Genomic DNA, 16,641 nt, shown 5'->3' on the forward strand with positions numbered 1-16,641 from the left:
GCTCTTTCGTCGAGTCGAGTTGGTAGCTCTCTCGAAGAATCACGCGGTGACCGTCTTTCGTCCGGTTACGACACGCCGGTCAGCTCATTGAGCTCCGGCTTCTACACCACTCTGATGGACGCAACCCCACATCGCAGCTCCCGACCGTGACATCGCAGTGCTGGTGAGCAATCATCTTCGACCGTGGATCCCCGCATTACTGGCTTTGACTGCGAATTCGCCTGTCATCCTCGGCCGCGACACCGGGTACGCGAGCTGGCGGCACATGCTGTGGACCCGGTGGCCGAGCGCGGGACCGCCGCCGCACTTCCGGTCGGCGCGCCACTACGACGAAGTGATCGCGACCATGCTGGACTACGGGAGCATCCTCGATACCGCAATGGTCTATTGGGATATCCGGTTGTCCGCGCACCAGCCCACCATCGAGATACGGGTCAGTGACGTTCCCGCCACCGTGCAGGAAACCATCCTGTTGGCGACCCTGGTGCGGGGACTGGTTGTCACCGCACAAGCATCGCTCGCGCGCGGCGAACTCGCCCCGCCCGTCGACCCCGAGGTTCTCCGGGCCGCGTATTGGCGGGCTGCCCGCTACGGTTTGGACGGAGACGGCGTCGATGTGAGGAGCCGGCAGGTAGTTCCCGCGTCTATTCTGCTGTCGCGGCTGCTTGCCCATATCCGGGCAGCATTGGAAGAGACCGGTGACTACACCGCCGCGCGGAACGCGCTCGAGTCGGTTCATGCCCTCGGTAACGGTGCCCGCCGGCAGAGACGTGCGCTGCGTGCAGGCACCGTGGCAGATGTGCTCGACGTGGTTACCGTACGTCCGCGGTGATCTCCGTGCTGTGCCTGTGTCCTCGGGTCCGCTTCGAGGAGGCAGGTATCTTGCTACCGTCGAAAGGTCGGTGACCACGCGCGACCTCCGGAGGCGACAGATGATGTCCCCCTCGACACCCCAGGAACCGAAGAACTCCAAGACTTCGTCGACGACGCACGAGACGGTGCTGGCTTCCCCGCGAGTCGGCCCGCCCCTGAGCGAACCCGACGATGAAAGCGAACTCGAGCTCGCTGCCGACGCCGCGAGTGAGATCAGTGAACTCGGTGCCGCGATCGCCCTGGGCATCACCGAGCACAAACCCGAAGCCGACTCCGGTCCGGCCGCGGCCGCCGGGCGGCCTGCCGGACAGTCCGGTTTCCCCGGTGGAGGTCTCCTCGCGCCCGCCAAGCAGACCGGCACTCTGATGATCGACACCTACGAGACCGCCCTGGGGATCCTCCTGGCGGTGGAGCAGCGGGTCGGAGCCATGAGCGGACTCGGTTGGATCGACCGGTTGACCCGGGCGCACGTCTCGCTGGTCACCTCGGTCAGCAGCCCGATGTTCTCCGCCGTTCGGAAGGTCTTGAAGTGACATCCTGACCTGCACAGCGACATGCGAATCCACAGCGCCTGCGGAAGCTGCGGTCAGGCGGTCGTCCGGACCCGTTTCTGCTCACTGTCCGATCGAGTGAGTCGCTGATAGGCAAGGTGGGTGAGTGTTTCGAGAGGCCCGCGCTCGAACCGGCGCAACCACAGTCGCGACACCATGATCAAAATGAGGGCTACGACACCGAACAAGACCACCGTCGCCGGAACGACGGTGCTCCCGTCCAACCGCGCGGCGAGCCCGAAACCCCACCCGTAGCAGACGATCGAACACAGGATGTTCTGCAGCACATAGCAACTCAGTGCCGTGCGTCCCACATACGAGAGTCCGCGACCGGCCGTGCCGGGCTTGCGGCCGTTCGCGTAGCGATGCGCGATCGCGGCCAGCATGCCGAGCGCGACCGCCGGTGCCGTCCCGTACCTGCCTGCGAGAAGTCCGGCGTCGCCGCCGAAGAGTCCGAGCGCGAAGTCGAGCGGAAGCGCCACGGCGAGGCCTGCGACCATCAGCCGCCGTCGCAGCGTGGCGCGGTCGGGATCGAGGATGCGGGCGCCGAAAAGATGTGCACCGACGAGGAACAGCGCAATCGACAGCGGCAGGATGAACACGACCTCGAGTCGGAACAGCGCCAGGTTGTCGACGCGGAAGGCGACGAGGTCCCAGAAGGTGCCGTCCGCGTACGGGTTCGGCGACAACGGCCCGGATTGCGGCGGGGGCGCGGATGACAGTGCCAGGACGAGCAGTGCGAGCATGGCGGCATGGATGCCGAGGGCGCACCCGATCCAGATGCGTTGCGCACGGATGCCGGTGGTGAGTACGAAGGCCACGATCAGGCCGGTCACCGCATAGCCGGTGAGGACGTCGAACTCGGTGAACAGAAAGAAGTGCACCAGTCCATCGATCATGAGTAACGCTGCGCGCCAGGGATAACCGCCCGGCCAGCGTAGCCCTCGCCGCGCCGCGGAACGTTGCTGGATGGCCAATCCGATGCCGAACATGAGCGTGAGCAGGCCCAGGAACTTTCCCTGGGCGAGTTGCTGAAGCACGGCCTGCGCCGGCGCCCACCCGCCGGTGGCGCCGCCGGTGCCGTTGATGTAACCGATCAGCCCCTCGGCATTGGTGAAAATCCAGATGTTGGTGGCCAGGGTGCCCAGGATGGCCGCGCCACGCATGACATCGAGAGCGATATAGCGGCGTGGGCTCAGGGGAAGTGAGGTCATGAGCTGCTCGATTCCACCTTGTTAGCACGGATGTGTTAGCAACAAGCTATGCTAGCACACTCGTGCTAATATGGACGTGTGCCCAAGCTCATCGATCGCGACCAGAGGCAGCAGGAGATCGCCGAGGCCGTATGGCGCGTGATTCAGCGCGACGGCGTGGGTGCGGTGTCGGTACGTGACGTCGCCGCCGAAGCCGGACTGTCGACGGGTTCACTGCGGCATGTATTTGCCAGCAAGACAGAACTTCTCGCGTACTCGATGCGGCTGGTCCAGGAACGGGTGCTCGCACGCGTCGAAGCGCACCTCGCCGTCGCCGATCCGTGGGAGCGGGCTCTTGCGATACTCGACGAATTTCTGCCGCTCGACGAGCGTCGTCGCTCCGAGATGGAAGTCAACCTCGCCTTGATCGCCGAAGGCCCCGCCCATCCCATGCTCACCGAGATCGGTCTCGACGCTCAGCGAAAACTACGCACCGGGTGCACGCGCATCCTGGCCGGGCTCGCCCGGGAAGGGCTCATTGCGTCCACCTGCGACCTCGATGCCGAAGCCATGCGACTGCATGCCCTCATCGACGGCGCCGCGATGCACGTACTGCTCGGCGACACCGACACTCCGCAGACCGCGCAACGGATGATCGCGGATCATCTGCGCACCCTGGCCTGACCGGCACGAACCGCCGGGCACTCGGCGGTGTCACCCCTTTATGTTGCGGGGGTCCTGGCCGTAGGTGTTGCGCTCCCCGATGGTGCCGTCGAAGTTGTGGATGATGTGCTCGACCTTGCGCCGGCGCGCCTCCTCGCGTCCTTCGCGGATCGCTTCGTCTCTTGTCTTGTGCGTTCCGAAGGTGCTTCCGTCCTGGCCTTCGATCCTGTTGTGCCAGCTTCCGTCCTGATGGAACGTCTCGACATCACCTGTAGGCATGACCACTCCCTTCTCGCACTCTGTTGCTCATGCGTACCCGTGATGTGCTCGCTCGAACCTTCCGCTCGGGTGGCCTGTAGGCGAGTGGTGTGCCGTGGTCGTCGTCGCCGCTTCCCGTCTCCGGGGGCGGACCTGCGTTCTCGCCCGGGTGCCTCAGACGGGAGCTTCCCAGCACACGCGGGTGCCTCCGTCGTCGGCGGACCCGATAGCGAACGAACCGCCGCACTGCTGCGCCCGACGCTCGAGGTTGGCGAGTCCGCTGCGGCGCGACACCGCGGAAAGTCCGATGCCGTCGTCGACGATTTCGATGCTGAAAGCATCCTGCACCGAGACGGCCACCGAGATGTTCTCCGCCTGGGAATGCCGCAGGGCGTTGCTGATCCCTTCTCTCAGGACCGCCTCTGCGTGGGCGTGGAGCCGACTGGGGACGAGGGTGTCGATCGGGCCCACGAATTGGACGTTCGGTGTCACCGACGACTGGATCGTGAGGTCACCGACGACATCGAGCAGCCGACGCCGCAGACTGGTGGAGGCGGCGGCTCCCGAGGTGTGCAGATCGAAGATGGTGGTGCGGATTTCACGGACAGTGCGGTCGAGTTGCTCGACCGCACGCTGCACGACATCGACGATCCGGTCGGCGCCCGCGTCGGGGATCATGGCGCTCTGCAGGCTCATGCCGGTCGCGAAGAGGCGCTGGATCACGTTGTCGTGCAGGTCTTGCGCGATCCGGTCGCGGTCGGCCAGAACGTCGAGCAAGCGTTTTCTGCGCTGCTGTTCCGTGAATTCCAGCGCGACCGCAGCCAGATTCGCCATCGTTTCGAGGCGCGCGACGTCCTCGTCCTCCCACGGATCCGACCCGGGAGGACGCGTGACGATCAGTACGCCGGTGACCGTCGCGGTCGCGGACAGCGGCAGCACCACCGCATGCCCGGCATCACCCTGCCCTGCCGACGGCAGTCCGGCGAGGCTCTCGGGCAGCACAGCACGCCGCATCTTCAGCGCTTGCAGCACAGGAGAATCCGTGAGGTCGACGCGTGCGCCGTCGGTGGTGGGGACGGCGGGGGACGCGGCGCGAACAGTGCCGTGCGTGCCCTCGACGAGTACCACGTATGCGCCGGCGCAGTGTGCGAGTTCGCGAACCTGCCCGGTGAGCAGGTCCAGCGTCTCGTCGACCGAACCGCCCACCAGTAGCCGGGCGTTGACCGATGCCATTGCGGTGAGCCAGCGTTCGCGGGTCAGGGCACTTTCGAAGAGCCGGGCGTTGTCGACGGCCATGCCGGCCGAGGTGGCGAGGACCTTGAGGATGATCTCGTCCTCCTCCGTGAATTCCGGTGCGCCGAGTTTCTCGGTGAGGTAGATGCTTCCGAAAACCTTGCCGCGCACCATGATCGGCGTTCCGAGAAAGCTCTTCATCGGTGGGTGGTTCGGTGGGAAGCCGATGGACGACGGATGCTGCGACAGGTCCGCGACGCGCACCGGCCGCGGATCGTTGATGAGCAATCCGAGCAGTCCGAGGCCCTCGGGCAGGTGATCCATCCGGCCGCGTTCTTCCGGCGTGATCCCGACGTAGACGAACTCCGACAGGCCGCCGTCCGCCGCGCGTACGCCGAGTGCTCCATACCTGGCGTCGAGCAGCGACGTCGCGGAGGTGACGATCCGCTGCAGCATCGAGTCCAGTTCGAGACCCGATCCCACCACCAGCACGGCTTCGAGCAGTCCTCGCAGGGTGGCGGGCGTCGACACGCGGTCGACGAGGCGCTCGCGGATCTCGGACAGCAGCGTCTCGATGCTCGAATCGGTTCCGTCGGTCATGCGGCACCACCTATCAGGTCCAGGGCGCGCGGCACTGCCGTGGCCGACGGGTCGGTCTTCGCGCGGCCCAGATCGTGCGCAGCGCCCGCGACCTCCACGAGCGCCGTCGGGGCCGGGATCAGCGACAGGGCGCGGCGCAGTTCGTCGAGGGTGCCGAACGGGTCGCGGTCTCCGTGCACGAAAACCGACGGCATCGAGATGCTCGGCAGATGTTCGGTGCGGGCCTTGTCCGGTTTGCCCGGCGGGTGCAGCGGATACGACAGCAGCACGAGCCCCTCCGCGAGGTGCGGTTCTTCGGCCGCGAGCATCGACGTCTGCCGGCCGCCGTAGGAGACACCGCCGAGCAGCAGCGGCCCGTCGGTGTGCTCCCGCAGGCGGGTGGCGGCGTCGGCGATGCCTGCCCGGTCCTCGGCGGCGCGGGACGGTTGCGGCGGTCCCTTCGGGTTGCGGCGACGAAAGGGCAGGTCGTAGCGCAGTGCGGCGAACCCGTGCTGGGCGAACCGGTCGCACATGAGCTGCAGAATCGTCGAATCGCTGTTGCCGCCCGCCCCGTGCGTCAGCGCGACGGCGCCGCGGGGCGCACCCCGGGGCATATGCAGGCGGCCGCGCACGGAGCCGGTGTCGAGCAGTTCGGAACTCACACCGACACGGTATCGGTCAGGCCGACGCGGGTGACGGCCACAGCACCGTCTTCCACACGTGCCGCACCATTGCGACGAAGACGAGTGCCCAGGCGCCGACCGCGAGCCACAGTTCCACCGCGCCGACCGCGCCGACCAGGGGCAGGTCGTCGGCCTGCCCCAGGTACATGCCGGCCACGGCGTACATGCCCAGGGGGAACACGATCGACCACAGCGACGAGTCGTAGGACAGCGGGACGCGGTTGGTCCGGTGACGCCACCAGCCTGCTGCGATCAGGGGAGGAAATAGCCAGGTCGCGAACGCCCAGCTCACCACGGCGAGGCCTCCGATCATCCCGCGGGTGGCCGCGACCATGGGCGCGTCGGCCATCTCGAGGATCCGGGCTCCGGCCACCACCGTGATCGAGCAGGCGCCCATCGACACCCAGTACGGGGCGGTCAGCTCGGTCGGTTTCAGCGGGTACTGCATCAAGCGGGCGGCGACGAAGATCCCGGCCGCCGCGTACAGGAACAGGCCCACGGCCCACGAGAACACCGCGACCGCGGCCAGCAGCCGGTGCAGCTCGCGGTAGACGGGTTGCAGCGTGGCAGCCGCCACCGCCACGGATTCGCTGGCGACGACCCAGACAAACCAGGTGCCGTTGGCCTTCGCGAGCACCGGACGCTGCTCGGTGCCGAGTACCGCTGTCCACGGCACCACGTAGCCGAGGACGAGCCAGGTCAGCGCGCCGACGGCGAGGAGAACCGCCGCCGTCGAATGCCATCCGCCCATCATCAGCCGCACGCCGAGCACGTTGCTGCCGGCGATGAAGGTGAAGAACCCGAAGGCCCGGCTCGAATCGGTCATGTCGTCGCGCACAGCCGTGCGGAATGCCGCGACGCGCCAGGCCGAGAACAGCACCAACGCCGCGTAGGCTGCGACCGACACGAGCATCAGCACGTTCGACGCCACCGTGAAGTCCTGCAGGTGCAGCCCGATCGAAACGATGCCGCTGCTCATGACGAGAGCGAAGTATCCGGGGTTGAGCGTCCGGATCGCGCGCAGCATCCGAGTCGAGAAGTCCACGCCCGGGAGGTTACTTGAGCAGTCGCGACATCCGGCGGTCCGCGAGGATCTTCCCGCCCGTCTGACAGGTGGTGCAGTATTGGAAGGCGCGCTCGGCGTACGCCCCCTCGCGCACCGTGTCGCCGCACACCGGGCACGGCAGTCCCGTCCGCGCATGCACACGCAGCCCCGACCGTTTCTCGCCTTTCAGGCGGGCGGCGGCCTGTCCCACCGAGCGTTCGACGGCGTCGGTGAGCACCGACCGCATCGCGTCGTACAGCGCGCCGATCTGCTCGTCGGTGAGCCGGCCGGCGGTGGCGAACGGCGACAGTTGCGCCACGTGGAGGATCTCGTCGGAATACGCGTTGCCGATACCGGCCAGCACCGACTGATCGGTCAGCAACGTTTTCAGGCGCGACGTACCGCCGGCCAGCCGGGCGGCGAATTCGTCGGCGGTGACGGCGAGCGCGTCCGGGCCCAGTCGCGCGACCCCGGGAACGTGGTGCGGATCGTCGACGACCCACACCGCGAGCCGCTTCTTGGTGCCGGCTTCGGTGAGATCGAATGCGGGGGTGGTCGCATCCGGGGCGAACAGGTGCACCCGCATCGCCAGCGGTCCCTTGCCGAGTTTCGGTGGGGTCGGCGAAGGTTCGTCGATCCACCGCAGCCACCCCGCCCGCGACAGGTGCGTGAGCATCCACAGTCCGCCGCAGTCGATCGCGAGAAATTTCCCGAACCGGGCCGCGGCGGTGATGTCCCGGCCCTGAAGGGCGGTGATCGGCGGATCTGCGGTCTGCAGGACGCTGAGCGCGGCCACGTCCACGCGGCCCACCACCGAACCGACGGCGTGTTCTCGCAGGAACACGGCCAACGCTTCCACCTCGGGGAGCTCGGGCATGCGATCAGGCTACGACCCGTGCGCGCTTCCGGCAGCGGTAACTACCGGAAGCGCGCACGGGCGGCGCAGCCGCCTAGACTACGTGCCGTGACTGTGCCGACCCCTTACGAAGATCTTCTGCGCCTCGTCCTCGACACCGGCACCCCCAAGGCGGATCGCACCGGTACCGGCACACGCAGCCTGTTCGGCCACCAGATGCGTTTCGACCTGTCCCAGGGCTTTCCGCTGATCACCACGAAAAAGGTGCACGTGAAGTCCATCGTGTACGAGCTGCTGTGGTTCCTGCGCGGCGACTCGAATGTGCAGTGGTTGCGCGACCACGGCGTCACCATCTGGGACGAATGGGCCGACGCGGACGGCGAGCTCGGGCCCGTCTACGGCGTGCAGTGGCGGTCGTGGCCCACCCCCGACGGCCGGCACATCGATCAGATCAGCCAGGTCGTCGACACCATCCGCAGCAATCCCGACTCACGTCGCATGATCGTCTCGGCCTGGAACGTCGCCGACCTCGACGACATGGCGCTGATGCCGTGCCACGCGTTCTTCCAGTTCTACGTGGCGGACGGCAAGCTCAGCTGCCAGCTCTACCAGCGCAGCGCCGACCTGTTCCTCGGTGTGCCGTTCAATATCGCGAGCTACGCGCTGCTCACCCACATGGTCGCGCAGCAGACCGGCCTCGAAGTCGGCGAGTTCATCTGGACGGGCGGCGACTGCCACATCTACGACAACCACGTCGAACAGGTCACCGAGCAACTCACCCGCCGGGCGTACCCGTACCCGGCCCTGCAGCTGCGTCGGCGGGATTCGCTCTTCGACTACGAATTCGACGATGTCGAGATCGTCGGCTACCGGCATCACCCGGCCATCAAGGCGCCGGTGGCGGTGTGAGCGACCACGTCACCCTGATCTGGGCGCAGGCCCGCGGCGGCGTGATCGGGCGCGACGGTGCGATTCCGTGGCACCTGCCCGAAGACATGGCCTTCTTCAAGAACGCCACGCTCGGCAAGCCCGTCGTCATGGGCCGGCTCACCTGGGATTCACTGCCTCCGAAGTTCCGGCCGCTGCCGGGCCGGCGGAACATCGTCGTCACCCGCGACCCGGAATGGGCCGCGGAAGGAGCCGAGACCGCCGACGGTGTCGATGCGGCGCTGGCTCTCGCGCGTACCGCCTCGGTGGACACCGTCGTGATGGGGGGCGGCCAGATCTATGCGCTGGCGCTGCCGCACGCGACGCAGTTGCTCGTGACCGAAATCGACCTCGAGGTCGACGGCGATTCGTACGCGCCGGAGATCGGCCCGGAATGGGACGTTCTCGATCCGGGACAGTGGACCGAATCGACCACCCGAATCCGGTTCCGCTGGGTCCGGTACGCGCGAAGCTGAGTGCATGCCCCCGCGGGTGGGCCATACTTTCGACCATGGACAAGCTTTCCCTCACCGCACTGGCACGGCAGCAATTGAAACTGGCCGCGACCTCGAACAGTGGCCGGAGCTCGCAGACGGTTTTCGGTGGGCACACCAAGCATCTGCGGCAGACCGTCGTGGCACTGCTGGCCGGTCGCGAGCTCGCTGAACACGACAGCCCCGGCGAGGCGACCCTTCAGGTGCTCAGTGGGCAGTTGTCCCTGGTCGCGGGCGAGAAGTCGTGGAAGGGGTCGGCGGGCGATCTGTTGATCCTCCCTCCCCAGCGGCACAGCGTCTCGGCCGTCGAGGATGTCGCGTTTCTGCTCACGGTATCGATGTGACGCCCCGGTAACCGTTGTAGCCCTCCCACGCCAGGCGACGTTCCCGGCGCGGGTCGTGTTCGAGCCGGGACGGAACGTCCAATATCAGGGTGGCCCGGTCCTTCTCGTAGTACGGGGGCCACGAGGGCAGAGGTTCGCCGTCCCGCGCGAAGCTCAGCCAGTGTCGCTGAACGGTCGCCGACACCGTGCGCAGCCCGCGGCGTCCACCCGCGAAGGTGAGCAGACGTCCGAACAGTTCGTCGGCCTGGTCGAACACGGCGAGCAGTTCGAGTGCGTGGGTGGCGTCGAATCCGGTCCAGCGCAACAGCCGCGGCGCGTAGTCGAAGCGGTAGCTGTAGGTGGGTGCGTACTGCGAGTGGGCCTCCGCGATCTGCAGCGAGGGATACCAGAAGGTGAGGTCGCCGCCGAGGTCGACCGCGGCGCGCTCCGACGGATATCCGGGGTAGGCGGTGACCACTCGTTTCCCGGCCTCGGGGTCGGTGTGCGCGAACATCCGGTCGATGCGTTCCGAATTGGTGGGTAGCGCGTCGAGGAACCTGGGGAACAGCGCACCTTCGCGGTCGTTGGTGCCGATGAGAAGCGGCACGGGGTGCGCCGCGCCGGTCTCGTACGCTTCGAGCGGGGGGAGTGGCACGAACTCGCCGTCGACGACCGGCCCGAACGCGTGCAGTCCCGGCGTCTCACGCAGCACCGCCGCGCCGAGTTTCGAACCGGCCCTGCCGAGTTCGGCGGGTGTCGCGGTGAGCAGCGCGTCTGCTGCGGAGTCGGAGCCGGCGCCGAGGAACTCGACGAATTTCCTGCTCCAGGCGCGGGCGTGGGCGGCGTCGTTCACCAGGCCCGGCGCCGGACTCTGCGCGATGGCCCGCGCGAACAGTCCCCGCGCCGCCGGTGTCGCGAGCAGTGTGGTGACCGAGGTCCCGCCCGCGGACTCACCGAAGATTGTGACGCTGGCGGGGTCACCGCCGAAGGCGGCGATGTTGCGCTGCACCCACTCGAGGGCTGCAACCTGATCCCGCAAACCGATGTTGGAGTCGAAACGGTGTTCGTCCGTGGAGAATTCGCTGAAATCGAGAAAACCCAGCGCGCCGAGCCGGTAGTTCACCGACACGTAGACGACGTCGCCGTCCCGCACGAGCGACTCGCCGCTGTAGAGCGACAACGCGGTGGTGCCGAGTGTGAACGCGCCGCCGTGGATGAACACCATGACCGGCCGCGGCACGTGGGTTCGTCCCGCGGGTGCGAGCACGTTCAGGGTCAGGCAGTCCTCGCCCGCGGTGATGCGCTTGCCCGGCCCGATGGTCAGCCCGCGTGGATGCTGGCAGGCGGCGTTTCCGAAGCGGGTGGCGTCGCGTTCGCCCTCCCACGGCTCGACGGGCTGCGGAGCACGCAGGCGTCCCGGGCCGACCGGGGGAGCGGCGTAGGGGATACCGCGCCAGGCGACGAGGTCTCCGAGCCGGGTGCCGCGGACGGCGCCGTCCGCGTATGTGACGAGGGTCTCGGGCGTCATGATGCGCACTGTACGTCACGGGCCGACGGTGAGGCAGTCCGCTGCGTGCGGATCGCGACCGTTTCGCCCGGATCGGATAATGTCGCAGCGGCGCAGGAGAGGGGGCGCGGTGACGGAGACGGTGGCTACCACGCAGGACGCGTCTTCCCGGGTCGACACGGTGCTGGAGGCGTCCGTGAAGGTGCTTCGCGCCTACGGGCTGAACAGCACCGCCGACCTGGCCCTTGCCAAGGCTTCGTCGGCGGCCGGGACGCTTCGGCGCACCGTGGTCGTGGTCGGCGAGATCGAGCGGGGCAAGAGCGCCCTCGTCAACGCGCTGATCGGCGAAATCGATGCCTCTCCCACCGCGGTCGAGGTCACCACCTCCGCGGCGGTGCGGTTCGTGCCGCCCGACGATCGGCATCCCCCCGGTTCGGCAGAATTGCTGTTCGCCGACCGCAGTGTGCCCATCGAGCGGAGCGAACTGGCCGATTGGGTGACGAGTGCCGGCCGGCATGTGGCCGACCCGTCCGCGGACGAACTGCCGATCGGGGCGGTGGTCGCGACCGCGCAACCGGTACCGGCCCGGCCGTCGCCGACACGGTCGTCGATGTCGACGCGGTGCGGCGCGCGCTCGCCGAACTTCCCGAGGACTACCGCGCCGCCGTCGTGCTGCGGGAGTTCGCGCAGCTCACCTACGCCGAGATCGCCGAACATCAACAGATTCCGGTGCAGACGGTCAAGAGCCGCATCAACCGCGGACGTACCCGCCTACTGGAAGCGCTCACACCGACGCACCGAGGCTCGAGGTCCGGTCCCGGACGTCGGATTGTTCCCTCATCGGTCACGTCTCCGTAATGGGGACGACTCACCGGATGCTGTGTCACCAGTACTGCGGCGTCAGTCCGCGCTCGGCGAACTCTGCCTCGGCGTGCGCCCGTAACGACGACCTGTCGGGGAAGTGGTCTTCGTCGAGCGCAACCAGCGCGAGCGTGTACCGGTCGGGTTGGCGACTCAGGTAGGCCGACAGCCGTGTCGACGTTTCGGCGGGCGATGCGGTGAGACCGGGGTGCATCGCGCGCATCGCGAGTCCGACGGTGGGGTGCGGACCGAACGTGTCGAGCAACCGGGGAACGCGGCCGATATTGGAACACAGCAGATCCCGTTCCCCGGCGCCCTGGGCGAGGCGACCGGCGACCCGGTCCGGCATGAGCTGGAGAATTTCGTCGGGAATGCCGAACGGTGCACTTTCGCGAGGTTTGCGGTATGCCCGGGCGGCTTTCGCGCGGATCGTGGCGGGAGTGTCGTCGGCGTCGACGACGACGTCGGTCATCGTGACACCGTTCGAGCGTGAGTCGGCAGCGGAACCTGTGGCATGGGCGTCGACGGGCACCGCGATGCGCAGCGGCGACGGTATCCCGGCGCGACGCGCGATACCCGCGACGATCGACAGGAAAAGTGAGTTGGCGGTGCCTTCGCCGGTTTCGGCAGTGCGATCCCAGGCATTCGCGTCGATGTCGACCAGCGCGGTACGGGGCCGGTTTCGTACGGGACGCGGCGGTGGCATGGCCTCGGGTGCCTGTCGCCGGTGCACGTGCCGCAGGCCCCTGCCGACCCGGCCGGCCAGGCGCAGTGCGTCGCGCAGGTCGGATACGCGGTCCTCGGTCGGCCGTTCGACGCGACCGGCGAGCGCGTCGGTGACGGCGGCGATGAGTCCGCGGGCGTCGGTGAGCACGTGTGAGCACACCAGTGAAACGGCGGTGCCCCCGGTTGCGGTGGTGGCCGCGGACAGCGACCAGCCGGGTGCGTGTTCCGGGTCGACGTCGACCTCGGCCTGCGCATCGGCCCACGGGAGTATGCCGTCGGCCGCCAGAGGCTCGGTGGAGTAGCGCAGCGGATACGACACGGTCGACGGTTCGAAGCGGGGGCGGGCGCCGGGCACCCGGGACCGCACGACGCGTCGCCCCAAGGGGCCCTGGGTGAGTGCGTCGTGCAGTGAGATGAGCAGGGGAGCGTCGACGATGTCGTCGGTGCGCCACAGACCCTGCATCACCGTCGGCAGACCGAACCCACGATGCCGGTACAGGAAGATCTCGTCCACCACGCTGAGCCGATTCACAGCACCGACCGTAGCGCCGACCGTTGACCGAAGGACTGAATCGAGGTTCAATCCTTGCTGTGGCCTACCGGCGAACCCCTGCGGTGCAGCAGCGACTCGACGCGCAACGGCAGGCGATCGCTGCTGCCGCGGTCGCGTTGCTGACCGAGCGCGGATATCAGGGGCTGTCCATCTCCGCCGTCGCCGAGCGCGCGGGCATCGCAACCGGCAGTCTCTACCGGCACTACGCCGACAAATCCGAGCTGATGGTGAGCATCTTCCGCGACCTGTGCGGCCGGGAGGTCGACGCCGTCACCTCTGCCGCTGCCAACGGAACGGCCGCGACCCGTGTCGGCGCCGTGGTCGAGACGTTCGCGTACCGTGCCCTGCGCAACCCCACGCTCGCGTATGCCCTGCTCGCCGAACCGGTGGACGCAGCCCTCGACGCCGAACGTCTCGTACTGCGCCGGGCTTTCGCGGGCGCGTTCGCGGACGCGATCCGCTACGGCATCACCACTGGTGAATTTCCACCCCAGGACGCCGACCTGGCGGCGGCCGCACTGGTCGGAGCGGTGGGCGAAGTGCTCACCGGCCCGCTGCAGTCCGGAACGCTGCATGCCGGGCCGACACCCCCCGAGACGGTTCCCGCCCTCGTCGCACTGTCCCTTCGCGCGTTAGGAGCGCAATGATGACCTTCCCCGCAACCCACGAAGTGTTCAACCAGGTCCCCGACCTCGTGCCGTATCAGGCAGCCGACGACAAGGCGCTCCTCGAAGGGCTCCACCGCGAAGGCGGAAGCTGGGCCGAAGACGAGGTGCGCGAACTCGGAGCGCTCGCCGGCGGCGTGCAGGCCCAGGAATGGGGCCGCCTCGCCAACGAGTATCCGCCGGTCCTGCACACCCACGACCGCTACGGCAATCGCATCGACGAGGTCGAATTCCATCCGCACTGGCACGATCTGATGACCGTCGCCGTCGAGCACGGCCTGCACGGCGCACCGTGGCGCGACGACCGGCCCGGCGCCCACGTGGCCCGCGCCGCCAAGTTCTATGTGTGGGGGCAGGCCGACGCCGGGCACATGTGCCCGATCTCCATGACCTACGCCGCGATTCCCGCACTGCGACACAACCCGGACCTCGCGGCACAATACGAACCGTTGCTCGCGGCACCGCACTACGACTTCGGTCTACGCGAGCCCTCCACGAAACGCGGCCTGATCGCCGGCATGTCGATGACCGAGAAGCAGGGCGGCTCCGACGTGCGGGCCAACACCACGACGGCGACCCCCAACGCCGACGGCTCGTACACGATCGTCGGGCACAAGTGGTTCACCTCCGCGCCGATGTCCGACGTGTTCCTCACCCTCGCGCAGACCGAGCACGGCTTGTCCTGCTTCCTGCTGCCGCGCGTGCTCCCGGACGGAACCCGCAATCCCATCCGCATCCAGCGGCTCAAGGACAAGCTGGGCAACAAGTCCAATGCGTCCTCGGAAATCGAGTACCAGGGCGCGATCGGCTGGCCGGTCGGACCCGAAGGCCGGGGAGTCAACACCATCATCGAGATGGTGAACATGACCCGGCTCGACTGCGTGATCGGCTCCTCGACCGGTATGCGCATGGCCACGGTGCGGGCCGTACATCATGCGCGGCACCGCAAGGCGTTCGGTGCGCTGCTCGCCGATCAGCCCCTCATGCGCAATGTGCTCAGCGACCTGATCGTCGAGTCCGACGCCGCCACCACCATGATGATGCGGCTCGCCGGCGCCACCGACCGGGCGGGAGGCGACGAGCAGGAAGCCGCGCTGCGCCGCATCGCCCTCGCCGTCACCAAGTACTGGGTGTGCAAACGGGCCCCGGCCCACAGCGCCGAAGCCCTCGAGTGCCTCGGCGGCAACGGCTACGCCGAGGAATCGGGGATGCCGCGGCTGTACCGGGAGGCGCCGCTCATGTCGATCTGGGAGGGCTCCGGCAACGTCGCCGCGCTCGACGCGCTGCGCGCGATGGTCAAGCAGCCCGACACCGTCGAAGCATTCTTCGCCGAGCTCCGCCTTGCCGAAGGTGCCGACAGCAGGCTCGACAACGCGATCGCACGCGTGGGTAAGGAACTCGCCGACCTCGAGAACGTCGAGTACCGCGCCCGCCGCGTCGTCGAATTGATGGCCCTGGTGCTCCAGGGCGCGCAGCTGGTCCGGCACGGCCATCCGGCGGTCGCCGATGCGTTCTGCGCGAGCCGGCTCGACGACGACTGGGGCATCGCGATGGGCACACTGCCGACAGGGGTGGATACGGAGGCGATCCTGTCGCGCATCTGAGCGTCGATCCGGAGCCTCCTCACCCGTGCGGCCTCCAGGCATACTGGAGTGGTCATCCCGGAATCCGACTACGGGTGGAGCCCGTCATGATCAGTAGCAACCAGTGGTGGGGGTGGGGGGAAGACATCGCGCTCGCGGTCACCGAGAGCGCCGCGCTCGCTCGGGCGGAAGTGCTCGTGAAGTCGGTGATCGCCGAGACGGAGGCCGCGTGCGATCTGCGGCGCGGCGACGCCGAGATCCACGCGGTCAACCTCGGGCAAGGCACCCCGGTGCAGGTCAGCCCCCGCTTGTCGGCGCTGTTGCGATCCGCGTTGTGGGCGGCACGCATGACCGACGGTGCGGTGAATCCGCTCGCCGGCGACGATGCGGCGCTCGACCTGGAGTCCGTCCCGCCGATTCATCCCCTGCCGAGCTACCGCGACGTGCAACTCGACGGCGAGACCGTGCTCGCGCCCTGGGGCGTGAGCCTGGACATCACCGCGACGGCCCGCGCCGACACCGTCGACCGCGCCGCGGCGCTGGTGGCGCGCAGCCTCGAATGCGGCGTGCTGGTGGAGATCGGCGCGACGGTGGCGAGCGCGGGACACGGTCCGGCCGGCGGCTGGGAGGTGTCGCTGCCCGATCACACGGTCGTCGAACTGCCCACGGGCTCTGCGCTGGCATCGCACACGGCCGACGACGAGCAGACCGACCGGTGGCACACGGTCAGCGTCATGGCGACCGACGCGGTGTGGGCGGATGCTGCCGCTGCGACGGCGCTGCGCCGCGGTATCGGTGCGGTGTCGTGGCTCGAGCAGTACGAACTCGCGGCGCGGCTGGTGGATACCCGAGGCCGCATCCACACGACACGTGCCTGGTCGAGTCCGCGAGCAGCCTGATCCCGGGCGGGATCGGCCCGGAGTCAGCGCTCGCGCATCCGCCGGTAGGTGGCGATGAGGGCGTCGGTGGAACCGTCACCGGTCGAGACCGGCCCCGTCCCCGACACCGCCGGCTGCAGTTGCGTGGCCTGCACCTTACCGAGCTCGACACCCCACTGATCGAACGAAT

General features: G+C 68.2%; 20 protein-coding genes. 10 read left to right on the forward strand and 10 right to left on the reverse strand.

Annotation, left to right across the window (positions count from 1 at the left end):
• Positions 1-151 precede the first annotated feature (151 nt).
• Together Q8814_RS17650 and Q8814_RS17655 are read left to right on the forward strand one after the other, a co-directional pair.
• On the forward strand, positions 152-832 hold the full coding sequence (locus tag Q8814_RS17650; RefSeq protein ID WP_330153321.1) for a carboxylate-amine ligase: 681 nt from the start codon (positions 152-154) through the stop codon (positions 830-832).
• A gap of 100 nt (positions 833-932) precedes the next feature.
• Positions 933-1,406: a hypothetical protein gene (locus Q8814_RS17655; protein ID WP_330153307.1), complete on the forward strand. Its 474-nt coding sequence runs from the start codon at positions 933-935 to the stop codon at positions 1,404-1,406.
• Between the two features lie 53 nt (positions 1,407-1,459).
• Here the strand turns inward: Q8814_RS17655 and Q8814_RS17660 are convergent, their stop codons facing one another.
• On the reverse strand, positions 1,460-2,638 hold the full coding sequence (locus Q8814_RS17660) for a DUF418 domain-containing protein (protein ID WP_330153308.1): 1,179 nt from the start codon (positions 2,636-2,638) through the stop codon (positions 1,460-1,462).
• A 78-nt stretch (positions 2,639-2,716) separates the two neighbouring features.
• Here Q8814_RS17660 and Q8814_RS17665 point away from each other — a divergent pair, with 78 nt between their 5' ends.
• Positions 2,717-3,301, forward strand: coding sequence for a TetR/AcrR family transcriptional regulator (locus Q8814_RS17665; RefSeq protein ID WP_330153309.1), 585 nt, complete (start codon positions 2,717-2,719; stop codon positions 3,299-3,301).
• Between the two features lie 30 nt (positions 3,302-3,331).
• On the opposite strand, the gene Q8814_RS17670 is transcribed toward Q8814_RS17665, so the two are convergent.
• The 5 genes from Q8814_RS17670 to Q8814_RS17690 form a co-directional block, all read right to left on the reverse strand.
• Entirely contained in the window at positions 3,332-3,559 is a 228-nt protein-coding gene (locus Q8814_RS17670; protein ID WP_330153310.1) for a DUF2188 domain-containing protein, read from the reverse strand.
• Positions 3,560-3,712: 153 nt separating this feature from the next.
• Complete coding sequence (locus tag Q8814_RS17675) at positions 3,713-5,371, reverse strand: sensor histidine kinase (RefSeq protein WP_330153311.1); 1,659 nt, start codon at positions 5,369-5,371, stop codon at positions 3,713-3,715.
• Positions 5,368-6,012 carry an alpha/beta hydrolase family protein gene (locus Q8814_RS17680; RefSeq protein WP_330153312.1) on the reverse strand — a complete coding sequence of 215 codons (645 nt, stop codon included), beginning with the start codon at positions 6,010-6,012 and terminating at the stop codon, positions 5,368-5,370. Before Q8814_RS17680 ends, Q8814_RS17675 begins: the two co-directional genes overlap by 4 nt.
• Before the next feature lie 16 nt (positions 6,013-6,028).
• On the reverse strand, positions 6,029-7,060 hold the full coding sequence (locus Q8814_RS17685; RefSeq protein WP_330153322.1) for a tellurite resistance/C4-dicarboxylate transporter family protein: 1,032 nt from the start codon (positions 7,058-7,060) through the stop codon (positions 6,029-6,031).
• 28 nt (positions 7,061-7,088) lie between these two features.
• Positions 7,089-7,955 (reverse strand): Fpg/Nei family DNA glycosylase, encoded by an 867-nt coding sequence (locus tag Q8814_RS17690; protein ID WP_330153313.1) that lies wholly within the window; start codon positions 7,953-7,955, stop codon positions 7,089-7,091.
• A gap of 87 nt (positions 7,956-8,042) precedes the next feature.
• Here Q8814_RS17690 and Q8814_RS17695 point away from each other — a divergent pair, with 87 nt between their 5' ends.
• From Q8814_RS17695 to Q8814_RS17705, 3 genes are read left to right on the forward strand one after another with little or no spacing between them, the layout of a single operon-like run.
• Positions 8,043-8,843 carry a thymidylate synthase gene (locus tag Q8814_RS17695; RefSeq protein WP_330153314.1) on the forward strand — a complete coding sequence of 267 codons (801 nt, stop codon included), beginning with the start codon at positions 8,043-8,045 and terminating at the stop codon, positions 8,841-8,843.
• Entirely contained in the window at positions 8,840-9,337 is a 498-nt protein-coding gene (locus Q8814_RS17700; RefSeq protein ID WP_330153315.1) for a dihydrofolate reductase, read from the forward strand. The genes Q8814_RS17695 and Q8814_RS17700 overlap by 4 nt, the downstream gene beginning before the upstream one ends.
• A gap of 35 nt (positions 9,338-9,372) precedes the next feature.
• On the forward strand, positions 9,373-9,699 hold the full coding sequence (locus Q8814_RS17705) for a cupin domain-containing protein (protein WP_330153316.1): 327 nt from the start codon (positions 9,373-9,375) through the stop codon (positions 9,697-9,699).
• Here Q8814_RS17705 and Q8814_RS17710 read toward each other — a convergent pair.
• Both Q8814_RS17710 and Q8814_RS17715 read right to left on the reverse strand, forming a co-directional pair.
• Positions 9,683-11,206: a carboxylesterase/lipase family protein gene (locus Q8814_RS17710; RefSeq protein ID WP_330153317.1), complete on the reverse strand. Its 1,524-nt coding sequence runs from the start codon at positions 11,204-11,206 to the stop codon at positions 9,683-9,685. The genes Q8814_RS17705 and Q8814_RS17710 overlap by 17 nt on opposite strands.
• Positions 11,207-11,398: 192 nt before the next feature.
• Positions 11,399-11,902, reverse strand: coding sequence for a hypothetical protein (locus Q8814_RS17715; protein WP_330153325.1), 504 nt, complete (start codon positions 11,900-11,902; stop codon positions 11,399-11,401).
• Here Q8814_RS17715 and Q8814_RS17720 point away from each other — a divergent pair.
• On the forward strand, positions 11,855-12,043 hold the full coding sequence (locus tag Q8814_RS17720) for a sigma factor-like helix-turn-helix DNA-binding protein (RefSeq protein ID WP_408015926.1): 189 nt from the start codon (positions 11,855-11,857) through the stop codon (positions 12,041-12,043). The genes Q8814_RS17715 and Q8814_RS17720 overlap by 48 nt on opposite strands.
• A gap of 25 nt (positions 12,044-12,068) precedes the next feature.
• Here Q8814_RS17720 and Q8814_RS17725 read toward each other — a convergent pair whose 3' ends face one another.
• Positions 12,069-13,304 (reverse strand): hypothetical protein, encoded by a 1,236-nt coding sequence (locus Q8814_RS17725; RefSeq protein WP_330153318.1) that lies wholly within the window; start codon positions 13,302-13,304, stop codon positions 12,069-12,071.
• A 59-nt stretch (positions 13,305-13,363) separates the two neighbouring features.
• Here Q8814_RS17725 and Q8814_RS17730 point away from each other — a divergent pair, with 59 nt between their 5' ends.
• From Q8814_RS17730 to Q8814_RS17740, 3 genes are all read left to right on the forward strand, one after another.
• Positions 13,364-13,972: a TetR/AcrR family transcriptional regulator gene (locus Q8814_RS17730; protein WP_330153319.1), complete on the forward strand. Its 609-nt coding sequence runs from the start codon at positions 13,364-13,366 to the stop codon at positions 13,970-13,972.
• A complete protein-coding gene (locus tag Q8814_RS17735) occupies positions 13,972-15,594 on the forward strand; it encodes an acyl-CoA dehydrogenase family protein (protein ID WP_330153323.1) in 1,623 nt (540 codons plus the stop codon). The genes Q8814_RS17730 and Q8814_RS17735 overlap by 1 nt, the downstream gene beginning before the upstream one ends.
• An 86-nt stretch (positions 15,595-15,680) precedes the next feature.
• A complete protein-coding gene (locus tag Q8814_RS17740; RefSeq protein WP_330153320.1) occupies positions 15,681-16,472 on the forward strand; it encodes an FAD:protein FMN transferase in 792 nt (263 codons plus the stop codon).
• Between the two features lie 23 nt (positions 16,473-16,495).
• Here Q8814_RS17740 and Q8814_RS17745 read toward each other — a convergent pair.
• A partial coding sequence (locus tag Q8814_RS17745) for a hypothetical protein (RefSeq protein WP_330153324.1) occupies positions 16,496-16,641 on the reverse strand: 146 nt, incomplete at its 5' end.

It is taken from the genome of Rhodococcus chondri (assembly GCF_036327435.1).
Classification (GTDB): domain Bacteria; phylum Actinomycetota; class Actinomycetes; order Mycobacteriales; family Mycobacteriaceae; genus Rhodococcus; species Rhodococcus chondri.